The 18,085-nt window shown below is 41.7% G+C and carries 17 protein-coding genes; 15 read left to right on the plus strand and 2 right to left on the minus strand.

Translation table 11 applies throughout. The features are described 5' to 3' along the window. A partial coding sequence (locus V7654_RS03735; protein WP_335428598.1) for an OmpL47-type beta-barrel domain-containing protein occupies positions 1–1,134 on the plus strand: 1,134 nt, incomplete at its 5' end. A gap of 75 nt (positions 1,135–1,209) precedes the next feature. Here the strand turns inward: V7654_RS03735 and V7654_RS03740 are convergent. Then, complete coding sequence (locus V7654_RS03740) at positions 1,210–2,031, minus strand: hypothetical protein (RefSeq protein ID WP_335428600.1); 822 nt, start codon at positions 2,029–2,031, stop codon at positions 1,210–1,212. A gap of 189 nt (positions 2,032–2,220) precedes the next feature. Between V7654_RS03740 and V7654_RS03745 the strand changes: the two genes are divergently transcribed. The 14 genes from V7654_RS03745 (at position 2,221) to prfB (ending at position 16,796) form a co-directional block, all read left to right on the plus strand. Beyond that, positions 2,221–4,659 carry a hypothetical protein gene (locus tag V7654_RS03745; protein ID WP_335428602.1) on the plus strand — a complete coding sequence of 813 codons (2,439 nt, stop codon included), beginning with the start codon at positions 2,221–2,223 and terminating at the stop codon, positions 4,657–4,659. Continuing rightward, entirely contained in the window at positions 4,656–4,952 is a 297-nt protein-coding gene (locus tag V7654_RS03750) for an EscU/YscU/HrcU family type III secretion system export apparatus switch protein (RefSeq protein ID WP_335428603.1), read from the plus strand. The genes V7654_RS03745 and V7654_RS03750 overlap by 4 nt, the downstream gene beginning before the upstream one ends. A gap of 54 nt (positions 4,953–5,006) precedes the next feature. Next, the gene (gene fliS / locus V7654_RS03755; RefSeq protein WP_335428605.1) at positions 5,007–5,432 is read left to right on the plus strand and encodes a flagellar export chaperone FliS; all 426 of its coding nucleotides are present in this window, start codon (positions 5,007–5,009) and stop codon (positions 5,430–5,432) included. Between the two features lie 24 nt (positions 5,433–5,456). Next, positions 5,457–7,331, plus strand: coding sequence for a flagellin (locus tag V7654_RS03760; RefSeq protein ID WP_335428607.1), 1,875 nt, complete (start codon positions 5,457–5,459; stop codon positions 7,329–7,331). A gap of 93 nt (positions 7,332–7,424) precedes the next feature. Next, on the plus strand, positions 7,425–7,862 hold the full coding sequence (locus V7654_RS03765; RefSeq protein WP_335428609.1) for a YaaR family protein: 438 nt from the start codon (positions 7,425–7,427) through the stop codon (positions 7,860–7,862). A 106-nt stretch (positions 7,863–7,968) separates the two neighbouring features. Continuing rightward, complete coding sequence (flaG, locus tag V7654_RS03770; RefSeq protein WP_335428610.1) at positions 7,969–8,340, plus strand: flagellar protein FlaG; 372 nt, start codon at positions 7,969–7,971, stop codon at positions 8,338–8,340. 17 nt (positions 8,341–8,357) lie between these two features. Then, complete coding sequence (locus tag V7654_RS03775) at positions 8,358–9,905, plus strand: flagellar hook-associated protein 2 (protein ID WP_335428611.1); 1,548 nt, start codon at positions 8,358–8,360, stop codon at positions 9,903–9,905. A gap of 16 nt (positions 9,906–9,921) precedes the next feature. After that, positions 9,922–10,323 carry a flagellar export chaperone FliS gene (gene fliS, locus V7654_RS03780; protein ID WP_335428612.1) on the plus strand — a complete coding sequence of 134 codons (402 nt, stop codon included), beginning with the start codon at positions 9,922–9,924 and terminating at the stop codon, positions 10,321–10,323. After that, positions 10,323–10,661, plus strand: a complete 339-nt coding sequence (locus tag V7654_RS03785; protein WP_335428613.1) for a flagellar protein FliT — start codon at positions 10,323–10,325, stop codon at positions 10,659–10,661. The genes fliS (V7654_RS03780) and V7654_RS03785 overlap by 1 nt, the downstream gene beginning before the upstream one ends. An 8-nt stretch (positions 10,662–10,669) precedes the next feature. Further along, on the plus strand, positions 10,670–11,050 hold the full coding sequence (locus tag V7654_RS03790; protein WP_335428614.1) for a hypothetical protein: 381 nt from the start codon (positions 10,670–10,672) through the stop codon (positions 11,048–11,050). Between the two features lie 174 nt (positions 11,051–11,224). Further along, entirely contained in the window at positions 11,225–11,770 is a 546-nt protein-coding gene (gene hpf / locus V7654_RS03795; RefSeq protein WP_335428615.1) for a ribosome hibernation-promoting factor, HPF/YfiA family, read from the plus strand. A 141-nt stretch (positions 11,771–11,911) separates the two neighbouring features. Then, positions 11,912–12,754, plus strand: coding sequence for a DUF1028 domain-containing protein (locus tag V7654_RS03800; protein WP_335428616.1), 843 nt, complete (start codon positions 11,912–11,914; stop codon positions 12,752–12,754). A 258-nt stretch (positions 12,755–13,012) separates the two neighbouring features. Next, positions 13,013–15,526 carry a preprotein translocase subunit SecA gene (gene secA, locus V7654_RS03805; RefSeq protein ID WP_335428617.1) on the plus strand — a complete coding sequence of 838 codons (2,514 nt, stop codon included), beginning with the start codon at positions 13,013–13,015 and terminating at the stop codon, positions 15,524–15,526. A 165-nt stretch (positions 15,527–15,691) separates the two neighbouring features. Then, positions 15,692–16,796 (plus strand): peptide chain release factor 2 gene (prfB, locus tag V7654_RS03810; protein WP_335428618.1). Its coding sequence is split into 2 segments (ribosomal slippage): positions 15,692–15,763 and positions 15,765–16,796, totalling 1,104 coding nucleotides; the frame shifts between segments, so codons are not numbered across the junction. Positions 16,797–16,833: 37 nt separating this feature from the next. Here the strand turns inward: prfB and V7654_RS03815 are convergent. After that, positions 16,834–17,802 carry a nuclease-related domain-containing protein gene (locus tag V7654_RS03815; RefSeq protein ID WP_335428619.1) on the minus strand — a complete coding sequence of 323 codons (969 nt, stop codon included), beginning with the start codon at positions 17,800–17,802 and terminating at the stop codon, positions 16,834–16,836. Positions 17,803–18,085: the final 283 nt, after the last annotated feature.

Consider the following 18,085-nt stretch of genomic DNA (forward strand, 5'->3'; position numbering starts at 1 on the left):
ACAGTAAGCGGAGATAAAAACCACGAAGTTTCTTATTACAGTATGGATAGTGCTGGGAATAAAGAAGAAGTTATAACACAATCACTGAAAATTGATAGTGAAACACCTGTCACTACTTCAGATATTGAAGACCAGTGGAATCAAACTGAAATTAAAGTGGAATTGTCTGCAATAGACAACCTAAGCGGAGTTGCTAAAACATATTACTCTGTAGATGGCTCTGATTATGTTGAGGGTACATCGTTCACAGTAAGCGGAGATAAAATCCACGAAGTTTCGTATTACAGTGTGGACCATGCTGGGAATAAAGAAGAAATTAAATCTCAAAAAGTAAAAATTGACGGAGAAACTCCTAAGACTTCAGATAATCATTCAGAAATTTGGGCCAAAACGGATGTGGAAGTAGTATTGAAAGCTGAGGACAACCTAAGTGGTGTATCGAAAACGTACTACTCAATCAATGGATCTGAATACACGCTGGGAACAAACTTTAAAATAACAAAAGAAGGTATTAATGAAGTTAAGTATTACAGCGTTGATGTTGCTAGAAATAAAGAAGACATTAAGACAATCCTGGTTAAGGTTGATATGACAGCACCTGTTATCAATGCTGGCATCAATGAGGAGTATATGCTTGGTTCCGAATTTGGAATCTCATACTCAACAGTAGAAGAGCATTCAGGAGTGGCAGTTGAGGAAGTGACCCTTAATGGAGTTGCTTATAAAAATGGCGACACAGTAAACCTCGATGAACCGGGCGTATATACTTTAACCATTAAAGTAACTGACCACGCAGGCTGGACAACAACATTCGAAAAAGAATTTGTTGTGTACATTCCGTTAACCCTGGAAGTCCTGCCAAAAGTGATCAAAGGGAACAAAGGCATCTTCACAGTTAAAGCCAACTTGCCTCAAGAGTTTAGCGGTTCGACATTTGCAGTTTCAACAGCAACATTAAATGGAGTGGCTCCTAAGCTGGATAATAACGGCTTAACGAAGCAAGCTGAAAAAGGTCATTTTAAATTTGAGCGCGAAGACTTTGACTGGAAACCGGGCAAGGTAGAACTTCAATTCCGTTCATATCTTGAAAATGGATACCTGGTAGTTGGTTCAACTATAGTTGATGTAAAGTAAAATCGAGGCTCCTCATTTTGAGGAGCCTTTCTTTTTACACATATTTTAAAGCAGCCGGGAAAATCCTCTTGCTATTTATACCTCAAACATAATCCTTTCTGCCTCATCAGGGAGGTTTAACAATAATAATTGGTCCCTAAAATAAGCCTTTACCTCATCATTGTCAAAAACTAAGCCAAATGACTGTACATCACGAATGAAGGCAAGTTTAGCTTCTGGTGGGACACCTTCCAAAAAAAATTTTACCTTATCAATCTCCAATGAACTGTCTCTATTAAGATCAAATGCTGGATGTTCCATTGTATTAGAAATATTATTTACAACTCCTACACCATCATTAGTGGGAACCACAATTTCTTTCGTTCTTTCATCCTTAACACTTTTTAAATACGAATAAATATCATTCATAGGTTCCAACTGAAAGGTATCCCTGAAAATTGTCCTTACATGCAGAGTACTTACATCCTCTAGAATATTTGAATCTTCATGTCCCACCTCTTTGCAGTAAACTTGATTTGAACTGATATCAAGTAAATTTAGAGATGCAGGCGCGTAGCATAACATCCTCATAAAATCCCTCAGGTTCCATGCGACTATTTTTACCGGGTCATCAAAATCCATTGGACTCACACGTACAATATACGCGTTCTCTAAATCCTCCACCAAACCAAAGTCGGTAAGAAATCCATAATGGATGCCGTCCATTCCGGGACGGGCAAAAGATATTAAGTCAACAGGAGTATTTAGATAGCGCTCACCAACTTCATCATTTGAAAAGTAATAGCCTAATAAATCTTCATATGGCAGCAATCTTTTTTGATGAAGGTCTGCTTGTAAGTCGATTAATTGTTTTAGTGTCTCGGGTGCAGAATATTTTCCAAAATTTAAATTGCCCACGTTTTACTCTCCCCTAATAGTATGCTCTCCACTTATGTTTCTGACTGGAAGACCAATAACCTGCTAGAATAAGCTATTTTTTCAACAGACATTGAAAAAATTCCCATTATAGTAGGTGAAAATTCTCATTCAAAAACTTTAACGGAAGCCGATACAAAGAATAGATATATTCGTGCGGAGTGTGTTGTTATGCAAGTAACCAATCATTCGGTTTCAAGACAGTTAAATGAAAGTCAAACTCGCATTAACCCTGGGGAGGTTACTCCTGTTCTGGTAAAAGACAGGTTAGGTGCGAATGAAGCGGTCGTGATGATTAAAGGTCAGGAATACAGAGCTGAGTTTGAAGAATCAGTGCCAGCTGCAGACCGATTAGTTGCAGAAGTTATTCGAACGCCTGAAAAAGGGAAGGTCCTATTACGCCAGGCCGGTGTAAGTTCAGCGGCTAAACCGATTGAAGACCAATCAATTGATGTTCGTCTACTAAAAGTAGGGATTGATCCTTCTAAAAAAGTTGATCTAAAGAATGCAGTCCAAATTCTTGATGCGAAGTCTATTCCATTAACAAAAGACAATTTCGTCGCGTTAAATAGATTCATAAATGAAGCGCAAGGAACAATACAGGAAAAAATAGAAGCAGTAAAAGTTATTGCCCAAAAGAACCTTCCAGTAAGTTTAAATCATTTAAATGCGATACATATTGCTTTGCACGGTCCAGCTTTAAAAGATACTTTGCTAGAACTTACAGGGGGAAAAGAAATTGAATTTGATTCTCCTGTAAAGAATTCCGTTTCAATGAAAGAATTACAAATTAATAAAGTGAAACCAAATAAGAATGACGGGAACCCCCTCGAAAAAACTATTGAACTAGTTTTGCAGCAGCTAAAAAAAGGAGCAATATCAATAAAAGATATTGAATCAATAACCGTTGCAATTGCAAAAAACACTAATCCAGAATTGCAAAAGCTGAATCAGGAAATTGTAAAGGCTTTACAGATTCAGGTAGCAGGTGCTGAACGCATTTCTCAAGCCGAAATGTTGAACAATAATAATTCTACAGAAGAACTTAAAGTTAAGTTGGAGCAGTTAAGGGCTGATGGTATTAAATTACAGCAGATTTCCCAGGCAAGACTTTCAAAATCGCTGGAAACCCTTGCACTTTTATTGAAGGAAATACCGGCTGACACCGGTAATGATCAAGACCTTGTTAAACTCCAATCACTTGTTAAAGAGGTGCAAAAGGAACCGTCGATATCAAAGGTACTTCAAGTTGTAAGTGAAGCCCTTGAGGAGCTCGGTGATCAAAATAATATTGATCTTACTCTATTGAAATCAGCCTATGAAAAAGCACAAAGGCTTTCAGATCAGGGCAGGGAACTAGCGGCTCGGAAGGTGCTTGCCGAAGCGATCAATCAGCTGGAGAAGGATAATCCAATTTTACAAAAAGGTGCCGACTCAATAACCCTTACCGAAGCAGATCAGTATGCCATCAATGAATCATTGCAGGCGCTCAGCCTTCAGTCAAAGTCCATATTGGTGACGGAGATAACCAAGAAGCTTTCGCAAATGGCGATTGATTTTAAAAAGGTTAAACAGGAGATCACGAAAAGTCTAGATCATGTTTCACTGTTGCTGGACAAGGGCGGCAGCAAGGTGAATGCAAAGCAGACGCTTGATGCGGCAATTAATAAGCTGGATAACGCGATTCTTAAAAGTAATTTCATGCTTTATACCGATATGTTGACCGAGAAGAAGATGCTGACTGCAAGTTCCCGGTTAACGGAAGCTCGAAATCTTTTGGCAAAGGGTGACTATAGCCAGGCGAGCCAGATTGTAACAGAAGTAAAGGCGGTATTGGACCAGACTATCTTTAAGCCGTCCACTACAAGGGTGCAGCATTTTGTATCAGAACAAAGCCTTTTGAAATCCGTTGCAACAATGGAAGACCAATTCGCCTTCGGAATCAAGCAAGCAGTGCGGCCAATGCCTGAACAAGATTATTCTGCTCGTCAGGTGTTTGAATCCTTAAAAAGGTTAGGATTAACCCATGAAAACGATGCAGCGAACAGCCTTGTATTCGGTTCAAAGGCTGAACAGGAAGAAGTGGGCAGCAATGTAAAATCGATGCTTATCAAAATGACTCAGGAAGGCGAAGCACAAGCGGTGAAAGCTGAGCAGGCACTTTCCAGCCTGACGGGCCAGCAGCTGCTAAATAAACAGGATTCATCTGGGATGCAGAATCTATTCATGCAAATGCCGTTTCTTCTTAATCAAAAAACGGAGAATATCAAGGTATTCATCAATTCCCAAAAGTCTGGCGAGAAAATAGATTGGGAGAATTGCAGTCTTTATTTCGTCCTCGAGACAAAGAAGCTCGGTGAAGTAGGTATTATGGTAACGGCACAAAATCGGAATGTCTCAATTACTTTTAACAGCAATAAAGACAATTTGGAACACGTTCTGTCACCAATGTCAGAAATATCGAAAGTGCGTCTGCAAGAAATTGGCTATAACCTTGAAGCACTAAAAACAAAGAAGGCTTCGGCAAGTGTTCAAACTTTTAGCGATGAAAACCAGAGCCAATCAATGACCCCGGCTTTTACCGAGAAAGGGTATGATTTTTCAATATGAACAGCCACTATTTTAACCAGATTAATCGCAGGGCTGCAAATGGACCTTCTGCGGCCGTTATTAAATATGATGAAGAACAAGGGAAATCTCCAACAGTCGTTGCCCATGGTACTGGGCAAGTAGCTGAGAAAATCATTGAACTCGCAAAGAAAAATAATGTTTATCTACAAGAAGATTCATCGTTGCTCCAGAATCTGCTTGATATAGACCTTGGGGATTCAGTCCCTCCTCAGTTATATGGAGTTATAGCAGAGATCTTCATTTTGCTGGAAGAAATAGAAAAAAACTATTAAACTTCGACTGGTATTACCGATAAAATCAATAGTTACCAACTACGGAGGTATATGATGGAGGCCCTGACTAAAGACGTCATCTTCAAGAAAAGCCCCCAGGAATTAACCGCTCTCCTTTATGAAGGGATCATTGATAACCTGGAACAGGCAATCGAACTTATTAATGAGAAGTCCTATGTGCAGGCGAATGCTAAGCTTCAGCGGACAAATGATATTTTACATAGACTTGGTGTCGGGCTGAAGTATGAAGCTGGACCAATTGGGCAACAGCTTGACCTGCTTTATAACTATATGGCCGAGCAGATTATCCAGGCAAATTTAAAGAAGGACATATCTCTTTTAAGTGAAATAATTAAACTAATCGAACCGATCGCTCAGGCGTGGAATGACATTTTAAAGAAAAAAGTGAATGTCTCTCAATCGAGTACTGTCCGAAAAGTTTCTGCATATGAAAACAGCATAATGAGAGTCCAAAACTAACGAGAGATAGAGGGAGAAAAGAAAATGAGAATCAACCATAATATTTCTGCTTTGAATGCATATCGCAATCTAGCTGTTAACAATACGAACACTGCAAAGAGCCTAGAGAAATTGTCTTCAGGCCTAAGAATCAACAAAGCTTCAGATGATGCTGCTGGTCTGGCAATCTCTGAAAAAATGCGCTCCCAAATCCGCGGCTTGGAAATGGCTGAAAGAAACGCACTTGACGGAATTTCTTTGATCCAGACAGCTGAAGGTGCACTTTCATCTTCACACGAAATCCTTCAGCGCATGCGCGAACTAGCAGTACAAGCAGCTAACGATTCTTATACAGACACAGACCGGGCTGAAATCCAGAAGGAAGTGAACCAGCTGACTTCTGAGCTTAATAGAATTGGTAACTCAACTGAATTCAACAGTGCTTCATTGCTTGATGGAAGCAGGAAGAACAATACATCGACAAATGGAAGAGTATTTGCAGATGGTGCAACGAGCCAGTTTGATGCATCCACAGGATTGGATCTAACGGTTAGCGGTGAACTTGAGCCAGGCAACTATTCAATCAATGTTAAAAAGTCACCAGCAGGAGCATTTCTTCCTAATGGACAAACTACAGAAGTTATTGAGCTTTCAACAAGTGATTTAACAGTTACAGGTTCTGGAACCCTTACTTTTGCAGGCAATGGAATTGCTTTTGACCGGAGTCAGGGAAATCCAGCCCCAGCTCTAAATGACAAAATCACACTTGAAATGATTGATGCTAATACTTTTAGTGTTAAGGATAGTTCTGGAACAATTGATGATACATACTCAATCGGTACAGAGTACAATAATCACGGAATCACTTTCACAATCGAGGATGCAGCTGGATTCGCTGCTGGCGACAAGGCAGAGTTCACTATAGATGCTGAAGCGGGAACAGTAGGCACACTGCAGCAGGGATTTGCATCTGGGAATACAGGCAACAATGCTGTAACATTTGCACAGTCGATTACAGTATCTACAGCCGTAGAAACTGGCGATTGGAGCCTGACTAAAGACGGATCAAACTGGAAGGTTGAATTCACTCCTGCAGGCGGTACTACTCCTACAATTACAGATACTGTAGGTGAAAAAGATTTATATAATAACCATGGAATTTCGTTCCAATTTGCGACGATTGATATGGCAGATACAGACAAGATCACTTTCAGCACAACAGCTGCTGAACCATTCTATAAATATACTGTTGAAATGGGCGGCTTAGAGCAGGTTGTAGCACCAAGTGTGGCTGACGGAGTAGAGCCAGTCGTTCTTGCTTTCGACGTAATTGAAGGTTTAAGCCTGAATAGCCTTGCATTAAAAGAAGGTTCTTTCAACTTTGAAGTCAAGGAGGCTACAACAGGCCAGGACAGCTCACTGAACTTCCAGATTGGTGCAAATGCTGGACAATCTGTAACACTTGAAGTAAATGACATGCGTTCTCAGGCATTAAATGTAAGTTCAGAAGTTACAGGCGAAGCATCTGTCACATTACAAAACGGAACTTTGCAAAAGGTTTGGTATACAACAACTTCTGATGTAAATGACGGAGTTTCAGCAGAAAATACTGAATTTGCCGTAGACCTGACTTCACACGAAAAAGCACAAGCTGCTATTACTGTATTTTCTGATGCAATCCAACAGGTTTCCTCTGAGCGTGCCCGTCTTGGATCAATCCAAAATCGTCTCGAGCACACAGTAAACAACCTAAGAACGATGACCGAAAACGTAACATCCTCTGAATCCCGTATCCGCGATCTTGATATGGCAAAGGAAATGTCAAACTTCACAAAGAACAATATCCTGAACCAGGCAGCTCAGGCGATGCTTTCACAGGCTAACCAGATGCCTCAGGGAGTTCTTCAACTGCTTAAATAATTTTAATAGGCGAGAGGCTACAATTGCCTCTCCCTTTTTATGTTTAGTATCAGCTATAATAGAGTAAGTCATAATTAGTAAAGGTGTGAACGTATGGATATTCAACGTGTTTCAAGAGCTTCAGTTGCTAAGACGGGAATGAAGGAAGCAGTCGCTAAGGATTCAATTTCATTCAGCGAAGTAGTCAGCCAGCGTCGCACTGATGTTACTTTTGAACGTTTAAGCAAGAAGATGAAGGAAATCGAAGATCAGGGGACGAAGCTTGTTGACACTAGATCTGTCGAGAATTTGAAAAAATATAAAAAGCTAGTAAAGGATTTTATGGAGGATGCCGTGAAAAATGGCCTCGAGCTTAAGGAACACCGAGGCTTCAGTCAGCGTGGATCCTCTAAAATTTATAAGCTTGTAAAAGAAGTAGACAGTAAGCTCATTGATCTTACTAACACAGTACTTGATAAAGAGAAAAAGGGCATTGATCTTTTAGGTCTAGTCGGTGAGATCCAAGGTATGCTGATCAATATATATACGTAAAGCTTTCTCGGCTGAGGAAGCTTTTTATTTTTCACAAAATGTTAAAGAATTGATACAGACAGGCCGATATAAACAATATAATTTGTGCTTTTGAGGGGGCAAAATCATGATTAACCGTCTCTCTTCAGATACAGCGAGTACATACATCAACGATACGATTAAGACGAAAATTGACAACATTGATATTAAAACTACGAGCGAAGCGGAAAAGAGTCCAGTACAAGGTACAGCAAAAGACGCCTCGCAAATCATTCCTAAAGAAAAAGTGGAAGGTGTTGTAGAGGGATTGAATAAATTCCTCCAGCAAAGCCATACTTCTTTGAAGTTCCAGTATCATGAAAAACTTCAAGAGTATTATGTAACTCTAGTAGATGAAAAAACGAAGGAAGTTGTCAGGGAGATTCCGCCGAAAAAAATGCTCGACTTTTATGCGGCAATGACTGAATTCCTCGGCTTAATAGTTGATAAGAAAATCTAGAAAGCAGGTGCAGATGGATGGTAAGGATAGGCGGCCTCGCAAGCGGCATGGACATTGATTCGCTTGTCGGCGATTTAATGAAAGCAGAAAGAATTCCATTGAACAAGCTGCATCAAAAGAAACAGGTACTTGAATGGCAGCGCGATGATTACCGGGCGATGAATAAAGTGCTTGCGAATTTAGATCAATTTGTATTTGACGGCATTTTCCGCCAGTCTACTTTTACAAAAAAGACAGTAACAACGTCAAATGAGAGTGCAGTTTCTGTGCGGAATGTTAATGCTACTTCAAATTTAAATTCAAGCATTCAAGTGCACACACTGGCTGAATCTGCTTATATGACTAGTAATGGAAGTATTGTGAAGGCTGGGGCAACTTTCGACCCGAGTAAGACCCTCGATAGTCAGCGAGGATCTTTGGCACAGGATTTTACACAAAATGAAATTAAAATCCAATCTATCGGAAATGATGGGAACCTCGGGGCTGAGGTCGCGATATCATTTGATCCTGCTGTCGATTCATTGAATACAGTGATTGATAAAATCAACAGTTCTCAAGCAGGGGTAGTGGCATTCTACGATTCAGTATCAGGAAAGTTCTCGCTTACTGCGAAAAATACTGGTGACAATACTGGTCCTGAAATAAAACTGACAGGTGACTTTTTGACCGCATCACTGGGAATGGATGCAGACAGCGATGCTGCAGCTACAGCCCTTCGCGGAAAAGCAGGAGTAAACGCTGATTTTACCATCAATGGACTGCAAACACAGCGCTCAACTAATACTGTTGTTATCAACGGATTTGAATATACGTTAAAACAAACAACAGGTACAAATACAGTAATGGTTAACTCTGCCACGGACGAAGAAGCGATCTTTACGTCTATAAAGGACTTTGTTAATAAATACAACGAAACGATCGCAGGAATCAATTCAGAGATAACCGAGGAGCGCTATCGCAAATATCAGCCGCTTTCCGATGAGGAAAGGGAAGCAATGAGCGAGAAGCAGGCTGAGATGTGGGATGAGAAGGCGAAAAGCGGTATGCTTCGCAATGATTCGATCCTATCCGGCGCACTGAATAAAATGCGAATGGATCTTTACGGCAGGGTAGGTACTGACACTGATGATGTGAATAATAATTATGACCAGTTATCTGAAATCGGGATCACTACTTCTAAAAATTACTTGGATCGCGGGAAGCTCGTCATTGATGAAAACAAGCTGCGTGAAGCTATCAAGAATGATCCAAACGCAATCTATAAACTTTTTACAAATGACAGCACTGATCCGAACTCCCAAGGTCTTGCAAGAAGACTGAGGACTACAATTAAGGATACTATTACTACTATTGAAACGCGTGCTGGGAACAACATGCGTACAAACGCACAGTTCACGCTTGGAAGAAACCTAACGGCAATTGATAAGCAGATTAATAGCTTCGAAGATCGTTTAGTCAAAGTAGAAGACCGCTATTGGCGCCAGTTCACTGCAATGGAAAAGGCGATTCAGAAGGCGAATGAACAGTCATCATATTTGATGTCTCAATTCAGCAGCGGCATGTAAGAAAGGAAGTGGAATGATGGCAATACCAAATCCGTACCAATCCTATAAGCAGAATTCCGTCAACACAGCTTCTCCAGGGGAATTGACGCTAATGCTTTATAATGGATGTCTGAAATTCATCCACCAGGCAAAAAAAGCGATTGATGAGAAGAACATTCAGGATAAAAATAATAGTATTTTAAGAGCTCAGGATATTGTCCGTGAATTGATGGTTACCTTGAATCCTGATATCGAAGTATCCAAGCAAATGCTGACTCTTTATGATTACATGCTTAGAAGGCTAGTCGAAGCGAATATTAAGAACGATAATGAAATCCTGACAGAGGTTGAGGGGCTTGTGACTGAATTCAGGGATACGTGGAAGCAGGTCATCCAGATCAACAGGCAAAAGCAATTTTCACCGGATGGCAGGGTTTAATGAGCGCGCTTGAACATTTTTATGAAGTAACCTTGAAGCTTGTTGAGGTTCTTGAAAATCATCAGGACAGGGATGAAAAAATAAATCTTGTAGATCAGCTGCTGGCTGAGCGTGATGATTTGCTAAAGGACATTAGACGCCCTGTTTCAGAAGAGGCAAACCTTGCTGATAAAGTGCTGATGCTCAATCAAAAGCTTAAAATGCTTTTACTGCAGGAAAAAACACAGATCCAAAAGGATTTAAAGGATTTGAAACAGCGAAAAGAAAATTCGCATAAATATCAGAATCCATACGCCTCGGTATCTATTGACGGCATGTTCTACGACAAAAGAAATTAGGTGGATGGATGACAACTTTGAATGAAATAAAATCCATTCATATTATGAATTATTCAGCGTTGATTGAGGGGATCGGGGAAGCATTTAAGCATATAAAAGTGTGTGTCGATAATTTAAAATATGAAGAAACCAAGGAGTTGTGGAATGATATCCTCCTTGCTTTTTTGCAAATTGCTTATTCGCATACAATTATTATTGAAATATTTGCGGATAATCCAGTCCTTGTGAAGAGATTCGAACAGTTCGAAGAGGTACTTGAGGCAACGGAATTGTTTGCCCACGAAGTAGATTCCAAAAGTGGGCAAATTATTTGTGATAAAATATATCCAGTTTTCTTGGTCTGGAAAGAGCAAATCGATCATGAGTTATTACCCTATTACATTAATTAACCGCACCATTTCGGGCGGTTTTTCCATGTCTGGACAGGCTTTTACAAAATAACTACTATTTCGACAATAAAAATAGACATAAATTCGTCAAATTTTCTGACTGTTTTTGCAGGAGTTCTTTGGGGTAAAATAGAATTAGTAATACATAGTCATATCCCAAAGGAGGAGTCCACTATGAACTACAACATTCGTGGAGAAAACATTGAGGTAACTCCAGCAATCAGAGAGTATATTGAGAAAAAGGTTGCTAAGCTTGAGCGTTATTTTACGGAGTCACCCAATGCCAATGTAAATGTGAATTTGAAAGTTTACCAAGATAAAAAATCAAAAGTTGAAATTACAATTCCAATGAAGGACCTGGTGCTTCGTGCAGAGGAGCTTCATGAAGATATGTATGCAGCAATCGATTTGATCACTGACAAATTGGAGCGTCAAATCCGCAAGCACAAAACAAAGGTGAACCGCAAATTCCGTGACAAGGACAGTCTGAAGGACTTCGTTCCAATTTTCTCAGAAGTTGAGCAGTTTGAAGATGAAGAGGATCTGGAAGTTGTCCGTACAAAGAGCTTCGACTTGAAGCCAATGGACAGCGAAGAAGCGATCCTGCAAATGAACATGTTGGGTCACAGCTTCTATGTGTTCACAAATGCTGAGACAAATCAAACGAACGTCGTTTACAAGCGTAATGACGGCCGTTATGGTCTGATCGAAGCTCAATAAGGCTATTTTCTTAAACAGGAAACTAGCTATCCATCATAACCTCGACCCACAGTCAGATTTTGGCTGTGGGTTTCATTTTGCCCTCGACAGGAATTTATATACCGGATGCCGAAAAATAATTTTTACAGGAGGCGATACTAAATGACATTTTCAATCGTAGGCTATGACCCCCAGGAAAAAGAATGGGGAATTGCTGTACAGTCCAAGTTTTTGGGTGTTGGTGCGGTTGTACCGTTTGCGAAGGCTGGAGTTGGGGCTGTTGCTACTCAGTCTTACGCAAACACTGCTTATGGTCCGCAGGCGCTTGAATGGATGGCTCAAGGCAAATCAGCAGAGGAAGTAATGGAGCTGATGACGAAGGACGATAAGGATAAAGAAATGCGCCAGGTTGGCTTAATTGATGCAGAAGGAAATGCAGCAACCTTCACAGGTACATATTGCTATGACTGGGCAGGCGGGGTTACAGGCAAGCACTTTGCCGCGCAGGGTAATATTTTAGTAGATGAAAAGACGGTTCAGGAAATGGCTGAAACGTTTGAATCAACGGAAGGTTCTTTGGCACACCGCTTGCTAATGGCTTTGGAGGCAGGGCAGCAAGCCGGTGGAGACAGCAGGGGTCAGCAGTCAGCCGCGCTGCTGGTTGTTAAAGAAAACGGCGGTTACGGCGGCTACAACGATCGCTTTATTGACTTGCGTGTCGATGACCACCCAGAACCAATCAAAGAACTGATTCGTATTTATGAGCTGCAGCAGCTTTATTTTGCAAAGGCGAAGCCGGAGAATATAGTAGCAATTGAAGGCGATGTGAAGGCAGAGGTAGTCATCCATCTCAAACGGCTGGAATATTTAAAAGCCGATCCTACTGATGACGAGGAGCTGTACAAAGCCCTGAATGCATATATCCACACAGAAAACTTCGAGGAAAGAGAGCAGGAGAAAGGCAAGATTGATTTGGAAGTTTTAGAGTTCATGAAAAATCAATAAATATCAGTCCCTCTGACATCAGGGGGATTTTTTTTCGTAGCCGGGCAGAATTCCACCAATACCCGCCGCCATTCTGCATAAGTTGTCACCCCATTGTGTAAGTGGTAAGATAGAAGGGGAAATAAATCGAATTTTTCTAAAAGGGATTCGGTGCATTCAGAGCGAATCTTTTTTCTTTGGGATTCATTTTAAAGTACAAATAAAAGCGATGATTTGATAAAAATACAACCAGATTCAATAGATAAAAGGAGCGTCTGTATGGGGATTTTAACGAAAATTTTCGACCAGAATAAACGCGATATCAAAAAGCTGACTAAACTAGCGGATCAAATTGATGCGCTGGCAGGAGATATGGAAAAACTCTCGGACGAGCAGTTAAAGGAAAAGACGGAGGAATTCAAAAGCCGTTACCAAAAAGGCGAGTCAGCAGATGACCTGCTTGTTGAAACGTTTGCGGTAGTCCGCGAAGCAGCGAAGCGTGTCCTTGGCCTTTATCCATATAAAGTCCAGCTCATGGGTGGCGTTGCCCTTCACGAAGGCAATATCTCCGAGATGAAGACTGGTGAAGGTAAGACGTTGACAGCGACAATGCCGGTTTACCTAAACGCGATTACAGGCAAGGGTGTTCACGTTATCACTGTCAACGAATACCTGGCAAGCCGTGACGCGACTGAGATGGGCAAGCTGTATGAATTCCTTGGATTGACTGTTGGTTTGAACCTGAACAGCATGACTAAGGAAGAGAAACAGGAAGCATATCGTGCGGATATTACTTACGGTACGAACAACGAATTCGGATTCGATTATCTGCGTGACAACATGGTGCTTTATATGGAGCAAAAGGTTCAGCGTCCACTGCACTTCTGTGTAATCGATGAAGTTGACTCCATCCTGATCGATGAAGCGCGTACGCCATTGATCATTTCGGGATCTGCGCAAAAATCGGCGGCACTTTATATCCAGGCAAATGCCTTCGTCCGCACATTGAAGCGTGAAGAGGATTACACATATGATGAAAAAACGAAGGGTGTCCAGCTGACTGAAGAAGGAATCACGAAGTCAGAACGCGCCTTTGGTATCGAAAACCTTTTTGACATTAAGCATGTAACATTGCTTCACCATATCAACCAGGCGTTAAAAGCAAATGCGAGCATGCATTTGGATGTGGATTATGTTGTTCAGGACGGCGAGATCGTCATCGTTGACCAATTCACAGGACGTTTGATGAAGGGCCGTCGCTACAGTGAAGGTCTTCACCAGGCAATCGAGGCAAAAGAAGGCCTTGATATCCAAAATGAAAGCATGACACTTGCGACGATCACATTCCAGAACTACTTCCGTATGTATGAAAAGCTTTCCGGTATGACTGGTACCGCGAAGACAGAGGAAGAGGAATTCCGCAATATTTACAACATGAACGTTGTTGTCATTCCGACGAACCGTCCGATTGCCCGTGACGACCGTCCGGATTTGATTTATGCGTCTATGCAAGGGAAGTTCCGCGCTGTAGCTGAGGACATAGCTGAACGCCACCAAAAAGGGCAGCCAGTTCTTGTCGGTACTGTTGCGATTGAAACATCAGAATTAATCTCTGGCTATTTAACGAAAAAAGGGATTAAGCACAATGTCCTGAACGCGAAAAACCATGAGCGTGAAGCTGAGATCATTGCAGAAGCCGGACAAAAAGGCGCTGTGACAATCGCTACGAACATGGCGGGCCGTGGTACGGACATCAAACTAGGCGAAGGTGTTAAAGAAGTAGGCGGACTTGCTGTTGTCGGTACAGAGCGCCATGAGAGCCGTCGTATCGATAACCAGCTTCGTGGACGTTCTGGACGTCAGGGAGACCCGGGTGTGACTCAATTCTATCTTTCTATGGAAGATGAACTGATGCGCCGCTTTGGTTCTGACAATATGAAAACAATGATGGAGCGACTTGGCATGGATGATACCCAGCCAATCCAGAGTAAAATGGTTTCGAAGGCTGTTGAATCCGCTCAGAAGCGTGTTGAGGGCAACAACTTTGATGCTCGTAAACAATTGCTTCAGTATGATGATGTTTTGCGCCAGCAGCGTGAAATCATCTACAAGCAGCGTGATGAGGTTCTTGAATCTGAGAACCTTCGCGGTATAGTAGAAACGATGATTAAGTCTTCATTGGGGCGGAACGTCGCTGCCCATACGCCTGCAGGCGAGGATATGGAAAAGTGGGAGCTTGGTAACATCATCGATTACGTGAACGGCAACCTGCTTCACGAAGGTGATATCACTGTTGAAGACCTCCGCGGCAAAGAGCAGGATGATATCGTTGAAACAATCCTTGCAAAAGTAAAAGAGCGTTACGATGAAAAAGAAGAAATGCTGACTGACGAGCAAATGCGCGAGTTTGAAAAAGTAATCGTGCTTCGTTCCGTTGACTCGAAGTGGATGGACCACATCGACCAGATGGATCAGCTTCGCCAGGGTATCCATCTCCGTGCATACGGACAGATCGATCCACTGCGCGAATACCAGCATGAAGGCTTCGCAATGTTCGAAAACATGATTCTTTCTATTGAAGAAGACGTTGCTAAATATATCATGAAAGCCGAAATCCGCAGCAACCTAGAGCGCCAGGAAGTTGCCAAAGGCCACGCCGTAAATCCAAAAGAAGACGAAGGCGGCAAGGTCAAGAAAAAACCAGTAGTTAAGTCAATGGACGTAGGCCGCAACGACGCATGCATCTGCGGCAGCGGCAAAAAGTACAAAAACTGCTGCGGCAAAGCGGAATAAAGATTATAGATTGTAAAGAAAATAAAGAGTGCTTTAAAGGAGTAAAGCCGGCGGGGGACCGCTGGTTTTCTTTTTTGAAGTTTGCGTGATGTGCTTCTTCGGATGTGTGGAATAATTCTTCAAAGAAGCTATAATAGTAAATAACTTTTATATGAGGTGAACGATATGGAATTAGCAGATATCAGGAATGAGCTTGAGAAATCAGCTAAGAAATTAGCGGACTTTAGGGGGTCTCTTTGACCTCGAAAATAAGGAAGCGCGTATAGCTGAGCTCGATGACAGTATGCTGGCACCGGATTTCTGGGATGATCAGCAGAAGGCACAGGTAGTCATCAATGAAGCGAACGGTCTGAAGGAACAGGTCAATGTCTTTCATGAGCTTTATGAGACATATGAGAATCTCGATTTAACATATGAGCTTGTGAAAGAAGAGAGCGATGCTGAGCTTCAGGATGAGCTTGAGAAGGAGCTTAAAGAATTCACTGAGCGCATGAGTGAGTTTGAGCTTCAGCTTCTTTTAAGTGAAGAACACGATAAGAATAATGCCATTCTTGAACTGCATCCTGGCGCTGGTGGAACCGAGTCACAGGATTGGGGTTCTATGCTCCTAAGGATGTATACTCGCTGGGCGGAAAAGCGCGGGTTCAAGGTTGAGACTCTGGATTACCTCCCTGGTGATGAAGCGGGAATCAAGAGTGTGACGCTGGCGATCAAGGGTCACAATGCTTACGGTTATTTAAAAGCGGAAAAAGGTGTCCACCGTTTAGTACGTATCTCACCATTTGACTCCTCTGGCCGCCGTCATACATCATTCGTATCATGCGAGGTTATGCCGGAGTTCAACAACGAGATCGAAATCGAAATCCGTACTGAAGATCTGAAAATTGATACCTACCGTGCGAGCGGCGCAGGCGGGCAGCATATCAATACAACCGACTCAGCTGTCCGTATCACCCATTTACCAACGGGTGTCGTTGTTTCCTCACAGGCAGAACGCTCACAGATCAAGAACCGTGAAACATCGATGAAGATGCTGAAGGCTAAACTCTACCAGCGTGAAATCGAACAGCAGCAGGCTGAACTTGATGAAATACGCGGTGAACAAAAGGAAATCGGCTGGGGCAGCCAAATCCGTTCATATGTATTCCACCCTTATTCAATGGTTAAAGACCACCGTACAGGTGCGGAATCTGGAAACGTCCAGGCAGTTATGGACGGGGATATTGACCAGTTTATTGATGCTTATCTGCGTTCGAAGTTAACTCTATAATTTTATGGGATCCTCCGACAGAGATCGGGGGATTTTTCTATTTAGGAAGCCCTATCTGAGTATAAGTTCTACTTTTCGTCTTACCTAAGGCTTTCAGATTTGAACTCGAAAGCAGCTTGGATGCTAATTTAACAGAATCTAAGTGGACAAAATCGCGGAATTGCCGGTTGTTAATCGTTTGATCAATCAATAGAAAATAATCCTCAAGGGCTTGTAAATGAGCATCTTTCGACTCTGTACCACAATAAGAACAATGCCAGGAACCACAGAACCTGTCCATTGCGTACTTTGAACAGGAGGGGCATTGTACACCTGTCAGGTAATCTTCAGGCGGAATCTTGTAATGGTGAATGTGAGAGCCTAAAGGGTCATCACTCTTTAACAAAACCTTGCTCAGTTTCTTAAATTCTTTTAGTGTAAGGATTTCTTTTGTGTGCTTAGAAAGGAGCTCTTCAATTTTGAAAATGATTTTACCAGGGGGACAAACGCGCTCGTAGACTTCGGGATCATTAAATGGATTTCGTAATGCGGTGGAAGAGTTGCTGCTGAAAACGAGATATTCGATTGAAATCGGTGGGAATTGGTTTAGTTTAAGCCACTTCTGTAAAAGTAATCGGTGCCTTTTTGCTTGTAAAAGAGGATCGTCAAAAGTATCGATTTTGTCATTGTAGGTGCGGTCCATTTGGTTGAAAGGAGAATTGAAGGTAAGGGTACCAGCCATATTTTTGGCTTCGATAATAAGACCGAAAGAAGGGGAGAGGAGTAATGAATCCATTTGGAAATGGGTTTCGCCTGTTTTTAACCGTAAACCCTGAAAAATATGAAATTTGTCTTCATGCAGTAAGCCAGTGTAATAGTCTAGCGCTACTTCACCTTTATGGCCGGCCATAGTATAAAAGGAATCATGGACTACATCCGAACGTTTAGGATGTTGGTCAGGCAATCTTCTCAAAATCGCATCATTTTCCTTGATTCTAAAAGGAATTATTCTTCTTTTTACTATCAAAACTTGTTCACTCCTAAAAATTTTGGATTTCACCCTTTAATATGTTCTACAAATAAGTGCTATTACCTGCTTGGGTATATAAATTTTAAGGAGGCAATCTATAATCTCTACGGAACTAACAATATTCTCTACGGAAATAGCATTAATTTCTACGAAAATCCAATTAATCTCTAAGAAAAGCTTCATTATTTCTACGAAAAGATCGTTAATTTCTACGGTTGCCATTTTATGGGAAAATACGGTCCGACCCAACACAAAAAGCGGTTCCACTCACCAGGAAAAG

It is taken from the genome of Bacillus sp. JJ1609, from assembly GCF_036967045.1.
In the GTDB taxonomy this organism is placed as follows: domain Bacteria; phylum Bacillota; class Bacilli; order Bacillales; family Cytobacillaceae; genus Mesobacillus.

Coding starts and splice junctions, on each gene's coding strand:
- V7654_RS03745 (WP_335428602.1), top strand. CDS start 2,221: ATGCAAGTAACCAATCATTCGGTTTCAAGACAGTTAAATGAAAGTCAA.
- V7654_RS03750 (WP_335428603.1), top strand. CDS start 4,656: ATGAACAGCCACTATTTTAACCAGATTAATCGCAGGGCTGCAAATGGA.
- fliS (WP_335428605.1), top strand. CDS start 5,007: ATGGAGGCCCTGACTAAAGACGTCATCTTCAAGAAAAGCCCCCAGGAA.
- V7654_RS03760 (WP_335428607.1), top strand. CDS start 5,457: ATGAGAATCAACCATAATATTTCTGCTTTGAATGCATATCGCAATCTA.
- V7654_RS03765 (WP_335428609.1), top strand. CDS start 7,425: ATGGATATTCAACGTGTTTCAAGAGCTTCAGTTGCTAAGACGGGAATG.
- flaG (WP_335428610.1), top strand. CDS start 7,969: ATGATTAACCGTCTCTCTTCAGATACAGCGAGTACATACATCAACGAT.
- V7654_RS03775 (WP_335428611.1), top strand. CDS start 8,358: ATGGTAAGGATAGGCGGCCTCGCAAGCGGCATGGACATTGATTCGCTT.
- fliS (WP_335428612.1), top strand. CDS start 9,922: ATGGCAATACCAAATCCGTACCAATCCTATAAGCAGAATTCCGTCAAC.
- V7654_RS03785 (WP_335428613.1), top strand. CDS start 10,323: ATGAGCGCGCTTGAACATTTTTATGAAGTAACCTTGAAGCTTGTTGAG.
- V7654_RS03790 (WP_335428614.1), top strand. CDS start 10,670: ATGACAACTTTGAATGAAATAAAATCCATTCATATTATGAATTATTCA.
- hpf (WP_335428615.1), top strand. CDS start 11,225: ATGAACTACAACATTCGTGGAGAAAACATTGAGGTAACTCCAGCAATC.
- V7654_RS03800 (WP_335428616.1), top strand. CDS start 11,912: ATGACATTTTCAATCGTAGGCTATGACCCCCAGGAAAAAGAATGGGGA.
- secA (WP_335428617.1), top strand. CDS start 13,013: ATGGGGATTTTAACGAAAATTTTCGACCAGAATAAACGCGATATCAAA.